The sequence below is a fragment of the Stenotrophomonas sp. TD3 genome (assembly GCF_001939825.1).
In the GTDB taxonomy this organism is placed as follows: domain Bacteria; phylum Pseudomonadota; class Gammaproteobacteria; order Xanthomonadales; family Xanthomonadaceae; genus Stenotrophomonas.
Genome location: NZ_MOYM01000003.1, coordinates 461,582 through 474,526 on the forward strand (window position 1 = coordinate 461,582; position 12,945 = coordinate 474,526).

Sequence of the window (12,945 nt, forward strand, 5' to 3'; positions counted from 1 at the left end):
GCCATGGGCAGCCTGCCGAAATTCCTGCCGATCACCGTGATCGACTCCGCCGCGCCGGTTCCTGCCGAGGCGCATTCGCATCACCACGACGCGGAAGCGCAGGGGCCGCGCTCGCTCGGGCAGCCGGCACCGTGCCGGCTGTTCGTGGACGAGACCGCGATCAGCGAGGCCGACATCGCCCGCGAGATGCAGCACCACCGGGCGATGCGCCCGGAACAGTCACGTGCCGAAGCGGCACGTGCGCTGGTGGTGCGCGAGCTGCTGCGCCTGGAGGCGCAGCGGCTGGGCCTGCAGGCGCCGGAGGGCAACCGGGTCAGCGACGAGGAAGTGCTGATCCAGCAGCTGCTGGAAGACGCGATCGAAGACCGCGTGCCGACCGACGAGGACTGCCGCCGCTACTTCGAACAGAACCCGGAGCGCTTCCGCTCGCCCGATCGCGTGCGCCTGCGCCATATCCTGCTGGCCGCGCCGGCCGACGACGTGGCCGGGCGCTTCGCCGCACGCACCGAAGGCGAGCGGCTGGTCGGACTGCTGAAGGAGTCGCCGCACCTGTTCGCCGATTTCGCCCTGCGCCATTCGCGTTGCCCCTCCCGCAGCGAGGGCGGCGACCTGGGCTGGCTGCAGCGTGGGCAGACCACGCCGGAGTTCGACCGCCAGGTGTTCCGCCTGCGCGAGGGCCTGGCCGGTTTCCCGGTGGAATCGCGCTGGGGCTACCACGTGGTCTGCGTCGATGCCCGCGAGGAAGGCCAGCCGCAGCCGTTCGAGGCCGTGCTGCCGCAGCTGCGTGACTACCTGGAGCTGCAGGTACGGCAGCGCGAGGTGCAGGCCTACCTGCTGCAGCTGCAGGAACGCTACCCGGTGCGCGGGCTGGATGAGATCGAAGCCGAAGCGGATATCGGCTGAACCCCCTTGAACGAGGAGAATTCATGAACCAGGCCCTTGCCCCCGCCAGTGCCGGGCAGCAGCAACGTGCGCTGTGGCTGAGCACGTTCGCCTTCACCGTGTGCTTCGCGGTGTGGATGATCTTTTCGATCATCGGCATCCAGATCAGTCAACAGCTTGGCTTGAATGACACCCAGTTCGGCCTGTTGATCGCCACGCCGGTGCTGACGGGTTCGGTCAGCCGCGTCTTCCTCGGCATCTGGTCCGACCAGTTCGGTGGCCGCAAGGTGATGGTGCTGGTGATGCTGTGTGGCGCCGTGGCCACCTGGATGCTGACCTATGCGCAGACCTACACCCAGTTCCTGATCGCCGCGCTGTGCGTGGGCATCGCCGGCGGCAACTTCTCGGTGGGCGTGGCCTACGTGTCGAAGTGGTTCCCGGCCAGCAAGCAGGGCACTGCGCTGGGCATCTTCGGTGCCGGCAACATCGGCTCGGCGGTGACCAAGCTGTTGGCGCCGCTGGTGATGGTGGCCGCGGGTTGGACCATGGTTGCCAAGGTCTGGGCGGTCGCGCTGGCGGTCACGGCGGTGCTGTTCTTCCTCTTCAGCAAGGAAGATCCGTCGCTGGAGCAGCGCCGCCGCGAGGGCGTGAAGCCGGTGCCGTTCGCCGAGCAGATGGCACCGCTGAAGAACCTGCAGGTCTGGCGATTCTCGCTGTACTACTTCTTCGTGTTCGGCGGCTTCGTGGCGCTGGCGCTGTGGCTGCCGCACTACCTGGTGGGCGCCTACGGCATGGACGTGGGCCACGCCGGCATGCTGGCGGCGTGCTATTCGATCCCGGCCAGCCTGTTCCGCGTGGTCGGTGGCTGGATGTCGGACCGGATGGGCGCGCGCCGGGTGATGTACTGGACCTTCGGCGTGTCGGCCATCTGCACCTTCCTGCTGGCCTACCCGGATACCGAGTACGTGGTGAAGGGCATCCATGGCCCGATCCATTTCCATCTGGCCATCGGCGTGGTGATGTTCACCGTGCTGGTGTTCGTGCTGGGCTTCTTCATGTCGCTGGGCAAGGCCGCAGTCTACAAGCACATTCCGGTGTACTACCCGCAGCACGTGGGTGCGGTGGGCGGTGTGGTCGGCATGATCGGCGGCCTGGGCGGCTTCATCCTGCCGATCGTGTTCGGGGCATTGAACGATGCCGTGGGCATCTGGAGCAGCTGTTTCATGCTGCTGTTCGTGCTGGTGGCGGCTGCACTGGCGTGGATGCACTTTGCGATCCGCCGCATGGAACGCCGCCACTTCCCGCAGATTGACCGCGAGACCGACCTGCCCGAAGCCATCGATGCGGCCGCCGCCGAGCGGGTGCGCGGCAGGTGAACGGGGTTGCCGGCCAGTGGCCGGCACTACCGGGACGGTGCGCGGTGGGTGGAGGGGGTTGCCGGCCAGCGGCGGGCACTACCGGGGTGGTGCGCGGTGGGTGGAGGGGGTTGCCGGCCAGCGGCCGGCACTACCGGGTAGCGGGTGAAAGGGTAGTGCCGGCCGCTGGCCGGCAGGAACCATCAGATGCGCCACGCTTGATTTCAATCAGGGCCACGCGAAGAGGAACGCCCGAAGATGTCTGCCATGAGCTTCCACGTCGATGAGAGTGAGGACACTGCGCTGCAGGCGGCATTGCTGCGGCAGCCCCGGCACGTGCTGTTCCCGCCGGCTGACCAGTTCAGCACCGGGTTTGGCGAAAGCGGCTGGCGTGCCGCCGTGCGCGCCAGCAACGAGCACCTGATCCCGCGTGGCTTGACGCTCGGCTTCCAGGCCGGCCGTGGTGGTCGCGACGTGCCGCCGCAGGCGTATCTGGACACCTTGCTGCTGGCCCTGCAGCTGCAGGCCGATGCCCTGGCCGAGGACCGCGAAGTGGTGGCGATGGTGCTGCAGCTGGGCCTGGCCGAGACCTTGCCACCGCCCCAGCTGGGCCAGCTGCTGGACGCCGTGCCGCAGCACCTGCGCACGGTAGCGCGCCCGCAGGTGGAAGTGCGGCTGGACGCCGGCAGCGCGCTGTCACCGGCGCAGCTGCGGGCGGTGGGCTGCACCCGCCTGAACGTGATCGACCGTGCCGATGCGCCGGGGCCGACCCTGCTGGCACAGGCGCGGCAGGTCGGCTTCACCGCGCGCTACTACCAGCTGCGCGTGCCCGCCAGTGAGGACGCCGGTTTCATCGAGCGCCTGCATGAGGTGCTGGCCGAAGCGCCCGAGCGCATCCTGTTGCCAGCGCCGTGCGCATTGCCACGGGATCCCTCGGCGGCCCACTGGCTGCAGGCCTGGCGCCTGCTGCGCGCCGCCGGTTACGAACCGATCGGTGGTGACCACTACCAGCGCGGCGACCTGCCAAACCCGCATGGGCCGGGTGACGGCCAGCGCCATTGCGACCTGGCGGGTGTGCCACGGCGTGACCGCAGTGATTTCATCGGGCTTGGCCTGTCCGCCTGCAGCCAGATCGGCGAAGTGTTCTACCGGCTGGAGGACGAGCTGGGCGAATGGCGGGCGCGATTGCAGTCCGGTCACATGGGCGTGGCCGCGGGCCTGATCCTGTCCGAGGACGAGCGGATGGCGGCCGAGGTGGCACAGAGCATCGCCTGCGACCATGCCCTGGATGCCGCGGCCTTCGAGTGGCGTAATGATGAACCCTTCGAGGAATGCTTCGCCGAACAGCTGCCGGCGCTGTCGCCGTTGCTGGCGCGCGGCTGGGCGCAGTGGGATGCACGCGTGCTGCGGCTGGCCGAAGAAGGGCGGTTGCTGTGGCGTATGATGGCCGCATGCTTCCGGCCGGCGGCCGCCATCGCTTGAGTCCTGCCTCGATGTCTTCGAATCCGCCTTCCCAGGGCCGTCTCGGCCGGGCCACGCCGAACCCTGCCGCCGCTGATGACGGCGACGCGCTGCACTTCTGCAGCACCTGTGCGTTTTCCGATGCCTGCATGTCACAGGGTTACGACAAGACCGCGCTGGGAGACCTGCACGTGCTGGTCGACCACGTCGGTCCGTTCCATGCGGGTGACTACATCTTCCGCGCCGGCGAATCGTTCGATTCGATCGCGGCGGTGCGCGCCGGCATGGTCAAGACCTTCGTTGATGACAGCCAGGGCAACGAGCAGGTGCTGGGCTTCAGCCTGCCGGGCGAAGTGATCGGCCTGAATGCGATCCACGGTTCGCGCTTCCCCTGCAATGCGGTGGCGCTGGATACGGTGCACCTGTGCCGCATCTCGTTCCCCAAGTTGAGCCTGCTGGCCACGCGCATGCCGGGGCTGCAGGCCAAGCTGTTCAGCCTGCTCAGTGCAGAGATCGGCAAGGTCGCCACGCTGGCCGCCAATCACCGTACCGAAGAGCGGATGGCGGCGTTCCTGCTGGACATGTCCGAGCGCTACGCGCGCCGCGGCTTTTCCGCCACGCGCTTCAACCTGACGATGGCACGCACCGAGATCGCCAATTACCTGCGGATGGCGCCGGAAACCGCCAGCCGCGTGCTGCGCCGCCTGAGCGATGATGGGATCATCGCGGTGAAGCAGCGCGAGATCCTGCTGCTGCAGCCCGAGCGCCTGGCGGCGCTGGCGGTGGCCGACGAATCCGATCCGAACTGAACCTGGCCGGGAGCTGACGATGAAGCGAGCTGGACTGTTGTTGCTGGGACTGCTGGCCACGGTGCCAGCCTGGGCGGCCGACCTGACGGTGTCGGCGGCATCGAGCCTGACCGAGAGCTTCCGCGAACTGGGCACCGCCTACGAGAAGGCGCACCCGGGGACCAAGGTCGATTTCAACTTCGCCGCGTCTGGCGTGCTGCTGCAGCAGATCAGCCGCGGCGCGCCGGTGGATGTCTTCGCGTCGGCCGATGAAACCACGATGGACCAGGCCCAGCAGCAGGACCTGCTGGCGGCCGGAACTCGCGAGGTGTTCGCGGTGAACGCGCTGTGGGTGGTGGTGCCGCCGCAGGCCAAGGCGGCGCCGCGTACCTTGAAGGACCTGGCCGGTGCCGGCGTGCAGCGCATCGCACTGGGCAACCCGGACAGCGTGCCGGTCGGCCGCTATGCCAAGGGCGCACTGGAGGCGGCGGGCCTGTGGCCGTCGGTGCAGGGCAAGACCATCACCACCCAGAACGTTCGCCAGTCGCTGGATTACGTGGCGCGCGGTGAAGTGGATGCCGGCTTCGTCTATGCCACCGATGCGCAGGCCATGCCCGACCGGGTGCGCCGTGCCTTCGCGGTGCCGGTGGCGGGGCGCATCGCCTATCCGCTGGCGGTGACCAAGGCCAGTGTGCAGCCGGCCGAAGCCAAGCGCTTCACCGCCTTCGTACGTTCGGCGCAGGGCCAGGCGATCCTGGCCAAGCACGGGTTCGGCAAGCCCTGAGGCATGGATCTCGACTGGAGCGCACTGGGGTTGTCGCTGAAGGTGGCCGGCTGGGCCACCGCGATCAATCTGGTGCTGGGCGTGGCACTGGGCGCGCTGCTGGCGCGGCGGCGATTTCCCGGCCGTGAGCTGCTGGATTCGCTGCTGACCCTGCCGATGGTGCTGCCACCGACGGTGCTGGGCTACTACCTGCTGGTGCTGATCGGACGCAATGGCCCGATCGGCGCGTGGCTGCAATCGTGGTTCGGCATCAACCTGGTGTTCACCTGGCAGGCGGCGGTGATCGCTGCGGCGGTGGCGTCGCTACCGCTGGTGTTCAAGCCGGCACGCGCGGCATTCGAGGAAGTGGACGGGCAGCTGGAGCAGGCCGCGCGCACGCTTGGGGTGTCCGAAGCAGCGGTGTTCTTCCGCATCACGTTGCCGCTGGCCTGGCGCGGCATCCTCGCCGGCCTGCTGCTGGCGTTTGCACGCGCGATGGGCGAGTTCGGCGCCACCCTGATGGTGGCCGGCAGCATTCCGGGCCGCACGCAGACGCTGTCGATCGCCATCTACGAAGCGGTGCAGGCCGGGCAGGACGGCAAGGCCAATGCGCTGGTGATCCTGACCTCGGTGGTCTGCATCGTGATCCTGCTGCTGGCCGCACGGCTGGTGGGCGGGCGTCGCCGGGAGCTGCGTGATGTGGCTTGATCTGCAGGTGCAGCGTCGCCTGCAGGCGGCCGGCCAGGATTTCATGCTGGACGTAGCTTTGCAGTGCACGCAGCGGCAGGTGGTGCTGTTCGGGCCCTCCGGTGCGGGCAAGAGCCTGACCCTGAAGGCAGTGGCCGGGCTGCTGCGGCCGGGCCAGGGGCATGTACGGCTGCAGGGGCAGACCCTGTTCGATGCGGCCACCGGCGTGGATCTGCCGCCGCAACGCCGCCGGCTGGGCTACGTGTTCCAGGATTACGCGTTGTTCCCGCATCTGAGCGTGCGCCAGAACGTGGCGTTCGGTCTGCAGAAGGGCTGGTTGAATCCGCGCGCCGGGCAGCGCTTCGAAGCGGTGGAGCAGTGGTTGCACGCATTCCGTATCGACACGGTGGGCGATCTGCTGCCCTCGCAGGTATCCGGGGGACAGCGCCAGCGTACCGCCCTGGCGCGCGCCCTGGTGACACAGCCGCAGGCGCTGCTGCTGGATGAGCCGTTCTCCGCGCTGGACCACGACCTGCGCCAGCACCTGCGCCATGAGCTGGAGACCGTGCTGGACAAGACCGGCATCCCGCTGCTGTTGATCAGCCACGACCCGCAGGATGTGGCCATGTTCGGCCAGCAGGTGGCACGCGTAGTGGATGGCCGCATCGTCGGTGAATGACCCGTGATGGACGCACGGGCGATGGTTGGTTGCATCTGATGGTAGTGCCGGCCGCTGGCCGGCAACCATGGAATCCGGGGCAGCCGGCCGGCGGCCGGCTCTATCGGTTCAACCGTTGGTCGCCCACTGGATGAACGCCCAGCGTCGCGTTGGCGCCATGCCGAAGCGGTGCTGCGGCGAGCGTGCATGCCACGCGCGCACGCGTGCGTCCTCATCCGCATCCAACGCACCGAACAGCTCTACTGCCTGGCGCACCAGGCCATCGGCATCCTGCGCGACGTCGCGCACCGATTCGGGCAGGTAGTCGACCTGCGGTTCACGGCCCATGTCCAGCAGCATGTTGATCGGGTAGCGGTGGTCGGGCATCGGCACCCAGTCACGGCCAAGCAGCTCGGCCAACTCCGGCACACCGGCCCGGGGGCCGGTGGCGAAGGTGATGCAGGCACGCTGGCGAGCGTGCGCATCCAGCCTGCGCAGCGCGGCCTCCAGATCCGCCACCATCAGCGAGCGCGAGGCAATGGCCAGATCACAGCGCGGCACGTCGTGCCAGTCGTCGGTCCACGACAACGCCCACGGCGTGACGTTGGAAACGCCGTCGCGGGTGATCGCGGCGCGCAGGCCGTCGAGCATGCCGGTGCTGTAGTCGAGCGCGTGCACTTGGCCGACCTGCGCGGCAATCGGCAGGCTCAACAGGCCGGGGCCACAGCCCACATCCAGCACCGTGGCCACGCCACTGAGATCAAGCCGGTCGAGGAATGCCCCGCTGTAATCATCGTGGCGGCGCTTCCAGCTGGACTGCGCGGCCCGCGCATCCCAGGCGCTGGCCGGCTTGGCCTGGAAGCCGCAGGCCTGCAGGTGCTGCCGGTAGCGTGCGCTGTGATCGATCGGAGTGGGTAGGGGTGTACTCATAGTGGCATTCCAGAAGCGGGCAGGGCGGCGGCGACGCGTGCGGCATCGACGCCATACAGCGCAGCAAGGCGCTCGGGGGTTGCGATCTCGTGGGCACGACCGAGTGCCTGCAGGCTGCCGGCGGACATCAACGCGATGCGGTCGGCCACCTGCAGCGCGTGCTGCGGTTGATGGGTGGACAGCAGCACACCGATGCCACGTTCGGCCAGGCGGCGCACGGTATCGAGGATACGCAGCTGGTTGCCGAAATCGAGGCTGGCGGTAGGTTCATCCATCACCAGCAGTTGCGCCCGCTGGGCCAGTGCACGTGCGATCAGCAGCAGCTGGCGTTCGCCTCCGCTGAGCGTGGTGACGGTGCGTTCGGCCAGGGCCTGCAGGCCCAGTTCGCGCAGGCAGTCATCGGCGATGGCCTCGTCGGCGCGGCCAGGTGCGGACAGCAGGCCCAGGTGCGCGGCACGGCCCATGGCTACCACCTCGCGCACGCGCCAGGCGAAGGGTAGCGGCGCGGCCTGCGGCACGTACGCCATGCGGCGGGCGCGGGCGGCGCGATCATGCGCGCGCAGCGGCGTGCCCTGCAGGTCCACTTCGCCGCGTACCGCAGGCAGCAGGCCGAGCAGGGTGCGGAACAGGGTGGTCTTGCCACAGCCGTTCGGGCCAAGCAGGCACAGCACCTCGCCGGGCTGCACCGACAGTGCAAACGGCACGCCCAGTGCCACGCCGGCATGGCCGATGACCAGGCCACGTGCTTCCAGAAGCGGGGCCGCAGCATTCATGGGCGACGCTCGCTGCGCGCCAGCACCAGCAGGAAACACGGCACGCCGACGAAGGCGGTGAGGATGCCGAGTGGCAGTTCGATCGGCGCCAGGGTGCGCGCGAGCGTATCGGCGGCAAGCAGGAAGCTGGCGCCGAGCAGCAGGCTGGCCGGCAGCAGGCGGCGGAAATCAGCGCCGACCAGCAGCCGCGCGATGTGCGGAACCACCAGCCCGACCCAGCCGATGATGCCGGCCAGTGACACCGCTGCCGCCGTGCACAGCGTAGTGGCGGCGATCAATGTCCAGCGCAGCGGGGTGACCGCCACGCCCAGCGCGCTGGCCTCCTCGTCACCCAGGCCCAGCAGGTTCACCCGCCAGCGCAGCAGCACCAGCGGCAGCAGCCCGATCAGCAGCAATGGCGCAGTGACCTTGAGGTCGTCGATGACCACCGCGTTCAAACCACCCAGCAGCCAGAAGGTGATCGACGGCAGCTGCGTGTAGGGATCGGCCAGCAGCTTCAGCAGCGAGATGCCGGCGCTGAGCAGCGCCGACACCGCAACGCCGGCCAGCACCAGCACCAAGACCGGATCGTGCCGCCGTACCAGCGCTGCCACCAGGCAGACCAGGCCCACGGCCCCCAGCCCACCGGCGAAGGCGATGCCCTGCACCAGCAGCATCGGCAGGCCGAGGAACAGCCCCAGCGAAGCGCCAAGGCCCGCGCCGGCGGAGACGCCGAGGATGTCCGGCGACACCAGCGGATTGCGGAACATGGCCTGGTAGGCCGCACCGGCTGCCGACAGTACCGCGCCGATGAGCATGGCCGCGAGCACGCGTGGCAGGCGGATGTGCCAGAGCGCGGCCTGCACTGCAGGTGGGCTGGGTTCGCCGATGCCGAACAGCTGCCAACCGATCGCGTGCAGCAGCGCCGCCGGGCGTACCGGGAACTGGCCGACCGAGAACGCGAGCAACAACATCGCCAGCAACAGGCTCCAGCCACCGGCATGCCAGGCCCAACGTGGAAGCGTGCGCATGTTCAGGCGTTCGCATCCAGGCTGCGTGCCAGCGCGGTGGGCAATGGTTGGCCCCACAGCAGCTGATGCAGCGAACCGATGCGCGCGCGCAACGCCGCCGGCGCCAATGCGGGCACTGCACCAGGATGCAGCCTGGACAGCAGCCACGGCAGGCCGGGCAGGCGGTTGACGCCGGGCGGACCATCCAGCCATCCGAACGGCAGTACGGGTGCGCAGTACAGGCGACGCTCGCGTACGGCACGCAGGGCGCGCCAGCGCGGATCCTGTGCCGCATGCGCGGCGAACCCGGCATCCTGGGTCAGGATCACGTCCGGATCCCAGGCCAGCAGTTGTTCGAACGACACGCGGGCGAGGCCACCGGCACCGGCGCTGGCGGCCACGTTGCGGCCGCCGCAGAACTCGATGACTTCAGTGTTGATCGAGCCGGACAGGCCGCTTTCCAGGCCGTCGCTGCCACGCCCGTAGTACACCGTGGGCCGCGTTGCTGCAGGCCGCGTCGCCAGCACCTCGCGCACCAGTGCCAGCTGTGCCTCGGCCGCCTGCGCCAGCGCTTCGCCGCGCGCGGCGGCACCCAGCAGCCGGCCCACGTGGCGCAGCTGTGCCGGATGTTCGGGCAGGCGCCCGGCAATCAGTTCGAAGGGAATCGCGGTCTGCTTCCAGACCCGCTCGGCCGAGTCGCGGTAATTGGCATCGAAATCACCGGCATCCAGCACCAGGTCCGGCTGCATCGCGAGCAGGCGTTCAAGGCTGACCGTGCTGCCGCGCCCGGCCAGGCGACCGACCACCGGCAGCGTGCGCAGGGCTGCCGGCAGCTGCTCCAGGGATTCGGGCGAAACCTTCATCGGCCAACCGAGCAGGCGTTCGGGTGCCACGGCGGCAAGCAGTACCGCAGCCGGTGGGCCGGCCGCGAACACGCGCTTGGGCGTGGCCTTGGGCGCACCCAGCCGCAGCACGCGCTGCGCCGGCATCGCCAGCAGCTTGGCATTGGCGACCAGCAACGGTGCGAGCGCGAATGCCTGCAGCAGGGCGCGCCGCCTCATGCGGCGGTCCCCGGTGCGGTGCGGCAGGCATCCCACCAGGCCTGCAACGCCGCGTCATCGGCAGGCAGCTCGACGGCCATGCCGCCGGTGAACTGGCGCCACGCATCGAGGTAGGGCAGCTTCACCGCGGTCAACAACGGAATGCCGGCCAGCATCAATGCCAGCAGCTCATCGGCCATGCCGCCGCCTTCCGACTCCAGCGTGCCGAAACGGTTGGCGATGGCGAGCTCGGCATGTTCCTGCAACGCGCGGCGCAGCACCGAGCTGGCATCGGCGATGCCGCCCGGGTCCAGGTTGCAGCCACAGGAGGCCGGGCCCAGTGCCTGGCTGATCGGGAAGCGCGAACCGGGATCGGTCACGTCCATCAGTGCCATGCGCTTGTTGCCGTTGGCGGTGGGTTCGTGCGGCAGGTGCACCAGCCCGCGCACGCGGTGGCCGGCGGCCAGCTGGCGTGCGGCGAACGCGGCCAGCAGGGCATCGGGCTCGCCGCTGTGGTCATGCACGATCGCGGCAATGCGCGGGGCCTGTAGGGCGGTCATGCTCAGAACCTCCAGTTGGCGTTGGCGAACCAGGTGCGGCCCGGCATCGGGTAGCCGTCGGCCAGTTCGTACCATGTGTCACCGATGTTGCGCACGCCGAGGTCGAAATCCCAGGCCTCGCGCGGGCTCCAGCTCGCCTTGAAGCCAGTGATGCCATAGCCGGGCAGGTCACGTACCGGGCGTGCGGTATCGGCGTAGCTGACCTTGCGGCCCTGTTCGGCTTCCAGCGTGGCCTGCAGCTTCAGTTGTGGCAGCAGTTGCCAGCCCACCGCCATGAACAGCCGTTGGCGCGGACTGTCGAGCAGGGCCACGCGGCGGTCCTGCAGGTTGGTGCGGCGCAGCCAGGTGTAGCTGGTCTGCACGTCCCAGTCGTTGCCGATGCGCTGGCGCAGGCCCAGTTCGACACCCTGGTGGCGGGCCTTGCCGATGTTCTGCGCCTGGTTGCAGGTGCTGCCACCACATTCGCGCGAGGCCACCACCGCGTTCTGGATCAGGTCATCGATGCGGCTCTGGAAGAGGGCGGCCTGCAGTTGGCCGCCTTCCCACCAACGGCCACGCAGGCCCACTTCGAAGTGGGTCGCGTGTTCGGCTTTCAGGTCCGGATTGGGCAGTGCCGCACCCATGCGCGCCGAGTAGCGGTCCTTGATGGTCGGGAAACGCGTGCGCCGCGCGGCGCTTGCGTACCACTGCTGGTCCGGTGCCAGCTGCTGCACGTACTCCAGCACGGCGTTGGTGGCATCGGTGCTGCCGGTTGGCCAGAAGTACACGCGCTTGGCGTCGCGACGGTCATGGCCGATGCCCACGCGCAGGTGCGAGCTGTCGGTCAGCGCGATGCGGTCTTCGATCGCCACCGAGGTGGTGACATCACGGAAGTCCTTGGTGGGCGAGTGCGGGTTGCGCTCGCTGTGCTGGTCTTCCTTGTAGTGGATCGCGAACTGCAGTTCCTGGCGCGGCAGCGCCGTCGTGGCCAGGGTCACCGAGCCGCCCACGGTGCGGTCATCGTAGATGCTGGGGAAGCTGCTGTTGTCCATCGCCACCTGGTAGCTGCCGTCGGTGTACGCGTCCAGGCCGTTGCCATAGGTATCGCGGTAGACGCGGGTGCGCAGCGTGGTGTGCTCACCCAGGCGGGTGTTGCCGATGAAGTACAGGCTGTCCTTGTCCCACCACGGCCAGCGCCAGTAACGGATGCCGCTGCGCGCGGTGCCGGTGTAGACCGGGTTGTCCTTCTCGCCGTCCTGGCGCGCGTAGCCGATCGCGTACTCATCGCCCTCGCGAGGGGTGTAGCCCAGCTTGAACGACAGGCGACGGTCGTCGCGCGAGGCATTGCGCCGGTCCTTGCCGGTATCGGTGGGCACGCGCTTGTAGTCGACGAAGCCATCCGGCAGCGGGAACTCATCGGCTTTCAGGATCGATGCGCCGAGCTGGAAGTACCAGTCGCCACGGCGCCCGCCGAGGTTGACCGCCGCCTTGCGCTCGCCGCCATCGGCGATGCCCAGCCGCACGTCGCCTTCCAATGGGCGCTCAGGACGGCGGCTGACCAGGTTGATCGCACCGCCGAGGATGTTCGGCCCGTACAGCAGCGACGCGCCGCCGCTGGCGACCTGGATCTCGGCGAGATCGAAGGTGGTGAAGCGGCCGAAGTCCACGTAGCCGTCATAGGGCACGTAGAGCGGGATGCCGTCCAGGAACACCGGCACCTGGCGCGCATCGAAGCCGCGCAGGTAGACCATGTCCTCGTTGCGCGAGTTGCGCGCCAGGCTCACGCCCGGCAATACGCTGACCGCATCACCGACCGTGTTGCGGTCGAGCTGCTGGATGCGTTCGGCGTCGAGGCTGCGTTCGGCCACGGTGGGCGAGGTGCCGCGCTCGGCATGCACGTCGATCGTGCCCAGGGTGAACACCGGCGGCGAGGCCGTGTCGGCCGCGGTGGCGGCAAGCGGGAGCAGCAGGGCGGACAGGGGTAGAACGAAACGACAGGTACGCATCCTCGCGAGTCCTCGGGTTCGTTATATCCAAGATGATATAACGGTTGGCAGGGGTCAACTTGATGACCGACCCG

General features: G+C 68.9%; 13 protein-coding genes. 7 read left to right on the forward strand and 6 right to left on the reverse strand.

Annotation, left to right across the window (positions count from 1 at the left end; translation table 11 throughout):
* Positions 1 to 3: 3 nt before the first annotated feature.
* The 7 genes from BKE09_RS21715 (at position 4) to BKE09_RS21745 (ending at position 6,615) form a co-directional block, all read left to right on the forward strand.
* Complete coding sequence (locus BKE09_RS21715) at positions 4 to 903, forward strand: peptidylprolyl isomerase (protein ID WP_075678011.1); 900 nt, start codon at positions 4 to 6, stop codon at positions 901 to 903.
* 23 nt (positions 904 to 926) lie between these two features.
* Entirely contained in the window at positions 927 to 2,258 is a 1,332-nt protein-coding gene (locus BKE09_RS21720; protein WP_014037437.1) for a nitrate/nitrite transporter, read from the forward strand.
* Between the two features lie 246 nt (positions 2,259 to 2,504).
* Positions 2,505 to 3,719, forward strand: a complete 1,215-nt coding sequence (locus BKE09_RS21725; protein ID WP_075678013.1) for a coproporphyrinogen III oxidase — start codon at positions 2,505 to 2,507, stop codon at positions 3,717 to 3,719.
* 11 nt (positions 3,720 to 3,730) lie between these two features.
* The gene (locus tag BKE09_RS21730; protein ID WP_014037435.1) at positions 3,731 to 4,507 is read left to right on the forward strand and encodes a helix-turn-helix domain-containing protein; all 777 of its coding nucleotides are present in this window, start codon (positions 3,731 to 3,733) and stop codon (positions 4,505 to 4,507) included.
* A gap of 19 nt (positions 4,508 to 4,526) precedes the next feature.
* Positions 4,527 to 5,270, forward strand: a complete 744-nt coding sequence (gene modA, locus BKE09_RS21735; RefSeq protein ID WP_075678015.1) for a molybdate ABC transporter substrate-binding protein — start codon at positions 4,527 to 4,529, stop codon at positions 5,268 to 5,270.
* Positions 5,271 to 5,273: 3 nt separating this feature from the next.
* On the forward strand, positions 5,274 to 5,957 hold the full coding sequence (gene modB / locus BKE09_RS21740) for a molybdate ABC transporter permease subunit (RefSeq protein WP_006371078.1): 684 nt from the start codon (positions 5,274 to 5,276) through the stop codon (positions 5,955 to 5,957).
* Positions 5,947 to 6,615: an ATP-binding cassette domain-containing protein gene (locus BKE09_RS21745; protein ID WP_075678017.1), complete on the forward strand. Its 669-nt coding sequence runs from the start codon at positions 5,947 to 5,949 to the stop codon at positions 6,613 to 6,615. The genes modB and BKE09_RS21745 overlap by 11 nt, the downstream gene beginning before the upstream one ends.
* Positions 6,616 to 6,723: 108 nt before the next feature.
* On the opposite strand, the gene BKE09_RS21750 is transcribed toward BKE09_RS21745, so the two are convergent.
* The 6 genes from BKE09_RS21750 to BKE09_RS21775 are packed head-to-tail and all read right to left on the reverse strand — an operon-like array spanning position 6,724 to position 12,871.
* Positions 6,724 to 7,524 carry a class I SAM-dependent methyltransferase gene (locus BKE09_RS21750; protein WP_075678019.1) on the reverse strand — a complete coding sequence of 267 codons (801 nt, stop codon included), beginning with the start codon at positions 7,522 to 7,524 and terminating at the stop codon, positions 6,724 to 6,726.
* The gene (locus BKE09_RS21755; protein ID WP_075678021.1) at positions 7,521 to 8,297 is read right to left on the reverse strand and encodes an ABC transporter ATP-binding protein; all 777 of its coding nucleotides are present in this window, start codon (positions 8,295 to 8,297) and stop codon (positions 7,521 to 7,523) included. Before BKE09_RS21755 ends, BKE09_RS21750 begins: the two co-directional genes overlap by 4 nt.
* Complete coding sequence (locus BKE09_RS21760; RefSeq protein WP_075678023.1) at positions 8,294 to 9,307, reverse strand: iron ABC transporter permease; 1,014 nt, start codon at positions 9,305 to 9,307, stop codon at positions 8,294 to 8,296. Before BKE09_RS21760 ends, BKE09_RS21755 begins: the two co-directional genes overlap by 4 nt.
* 2 nt (positions 9,308 to 9,309) lie before the next feature.
* Positions 9,310 to 10,347 (reverse strand): ABC transporter substrate-binding protein, encoded by a 1,038-nt coding sequence (locus tag BKE09_RS21765; RefSeq protein ID WP_075678025.1) that lies wholly within the window; start codon positions 10,345 to 10,347, stop codon positions 9,310 to 9,312.
* Positions 10,344 to 10,886 carry a DUF2478 domain-containing protein gene (locus tag BKE09_RS21770; RefSeq protein ID WP_075678027.1) on the reverse strand — a complete coding sequence of 181 codons (543 nt, stop codon included), beginning with the start codon at positions 10,884 to 10,886 and terminating at the stop codon, positions 10,344 to 10,346. The genes BKE09_RS21765 and BKE09_RS21770 overlap by 4 nt, the downstream gene beginning before the upstream one ends.
* Before the next feature lie 2 nt (positions 10,887 to 10,888).
* A complete protein-coding gene (locus BKE09_RS21775; protein WP_075678029.1) occupies positions 10,889 to 12,871 on the reverse strand; it encodes a TonB-dependent receptor in 1,983 nt (660 codons plus the stop codon).
* Positions 12,872 to 12,945 lie beyond the last annotated feature (74 nt).

What these genes read in the sequence shown, in the direction of transcription:
- BKE09_RS21715 (WP_075678011.1), top strand. Translation starts at nt 4, where the DNA reads ATGGGCAGCCTGCCGAAATTCCTGCCGATCACCGTGATCGACTCCGCC.
- BKE09_RS21720 (WP_014037437.1), top strand. Translation starts at nt 927, where the DNA reads ATGAACCAGGCCCTTGCCCCCGCCAGTGCCGGGCAGCAGCAACGTGCG.
- BKE09_RS21725 (WP_075678013.1), top strand. Translation starts at nt 2,505, where the DNA reads ATGAGCTTCCACGTCGATGAGAGTGAGGACACTGCGCTGCAGGCGGCA.
- BKE09_RS21730 (WP_014037435.1), top strand. Translation starts at nt 3,731, where the DNA reads ATGTCTTCGAATCCGCCTTCCCAGGGCCGTCTCGGCCGGGCCACGCCG.
- modA (WP_075678015.1), top strand. Translation starts at nt 4,527, where the DNA reads ATGAAGCGAGCTGGACTGTTGTTGCTGGGACTGCTGGCCACGGTGCCA.
- modB (WP_006371078.1), top strand. Translation starts at nt 5,274, where the DNA reads ATGGATCTCGACTGGAGCGCACTGGGGTTGTCGCTGAAGGTGGCCGGC.
- BKE09_RS21745 (WP_075678017.1), top strand. Translation starts at nt 5,947, where the DNA reads ATGTGGCTTGATCTGCAGGTGCAGCGTCGCCTGCAGGCGGCCGGCCAG.
- BKE09_RS21750 (WP_075678019.1), bottom strand. Translation starts at nt 7,524, where the DNA reads ATGAGTACACCCCTACCCACTCCGATCGATCACAGCGCACGCTACCGG.
- BKE09_RS21755 (WP_075678021.1), bottom strand. Translation starts at nt 8,297, where the DNA reads ATGAATGCTGCGGCCCCGCTTCTGGAAGCACGTGGCCTGGTCATCGGC.
- BKE09_RS21760 (WP_075678023.1), bottom strand. Translation starts at nt 9,307, where the DNA reads ATGCGCACGCTTCCACGTTGGGCCTGGCATGCCGGTGGCTGGAGCCTG.
- BKE09_RS21765 (WP_075678025.1), bottom strand. Translation starts at nt 10,347, where the DNA reads ATGAGGCGGCGCGCCCTGCTGCAGGCATTCGCGCTCGCACCGTTGCTG.
- BKE09_RS21770 (WP_075678027.1), bottom strand. Translation starts at nt 10,886, where the DNA reads ATGACCGCCCTACAGGCCCCGCGCATTGCCGCGATCGTGCATGACCAC.
- BKE09_RS21775 (WP_075678029.1), bottom strand. Translation starts at nt 12,871, where the DNA reads ATGCGTACCTGTCGTTTCGTTCTACCCCTGTCCGCCCTGCTGCTCCCG.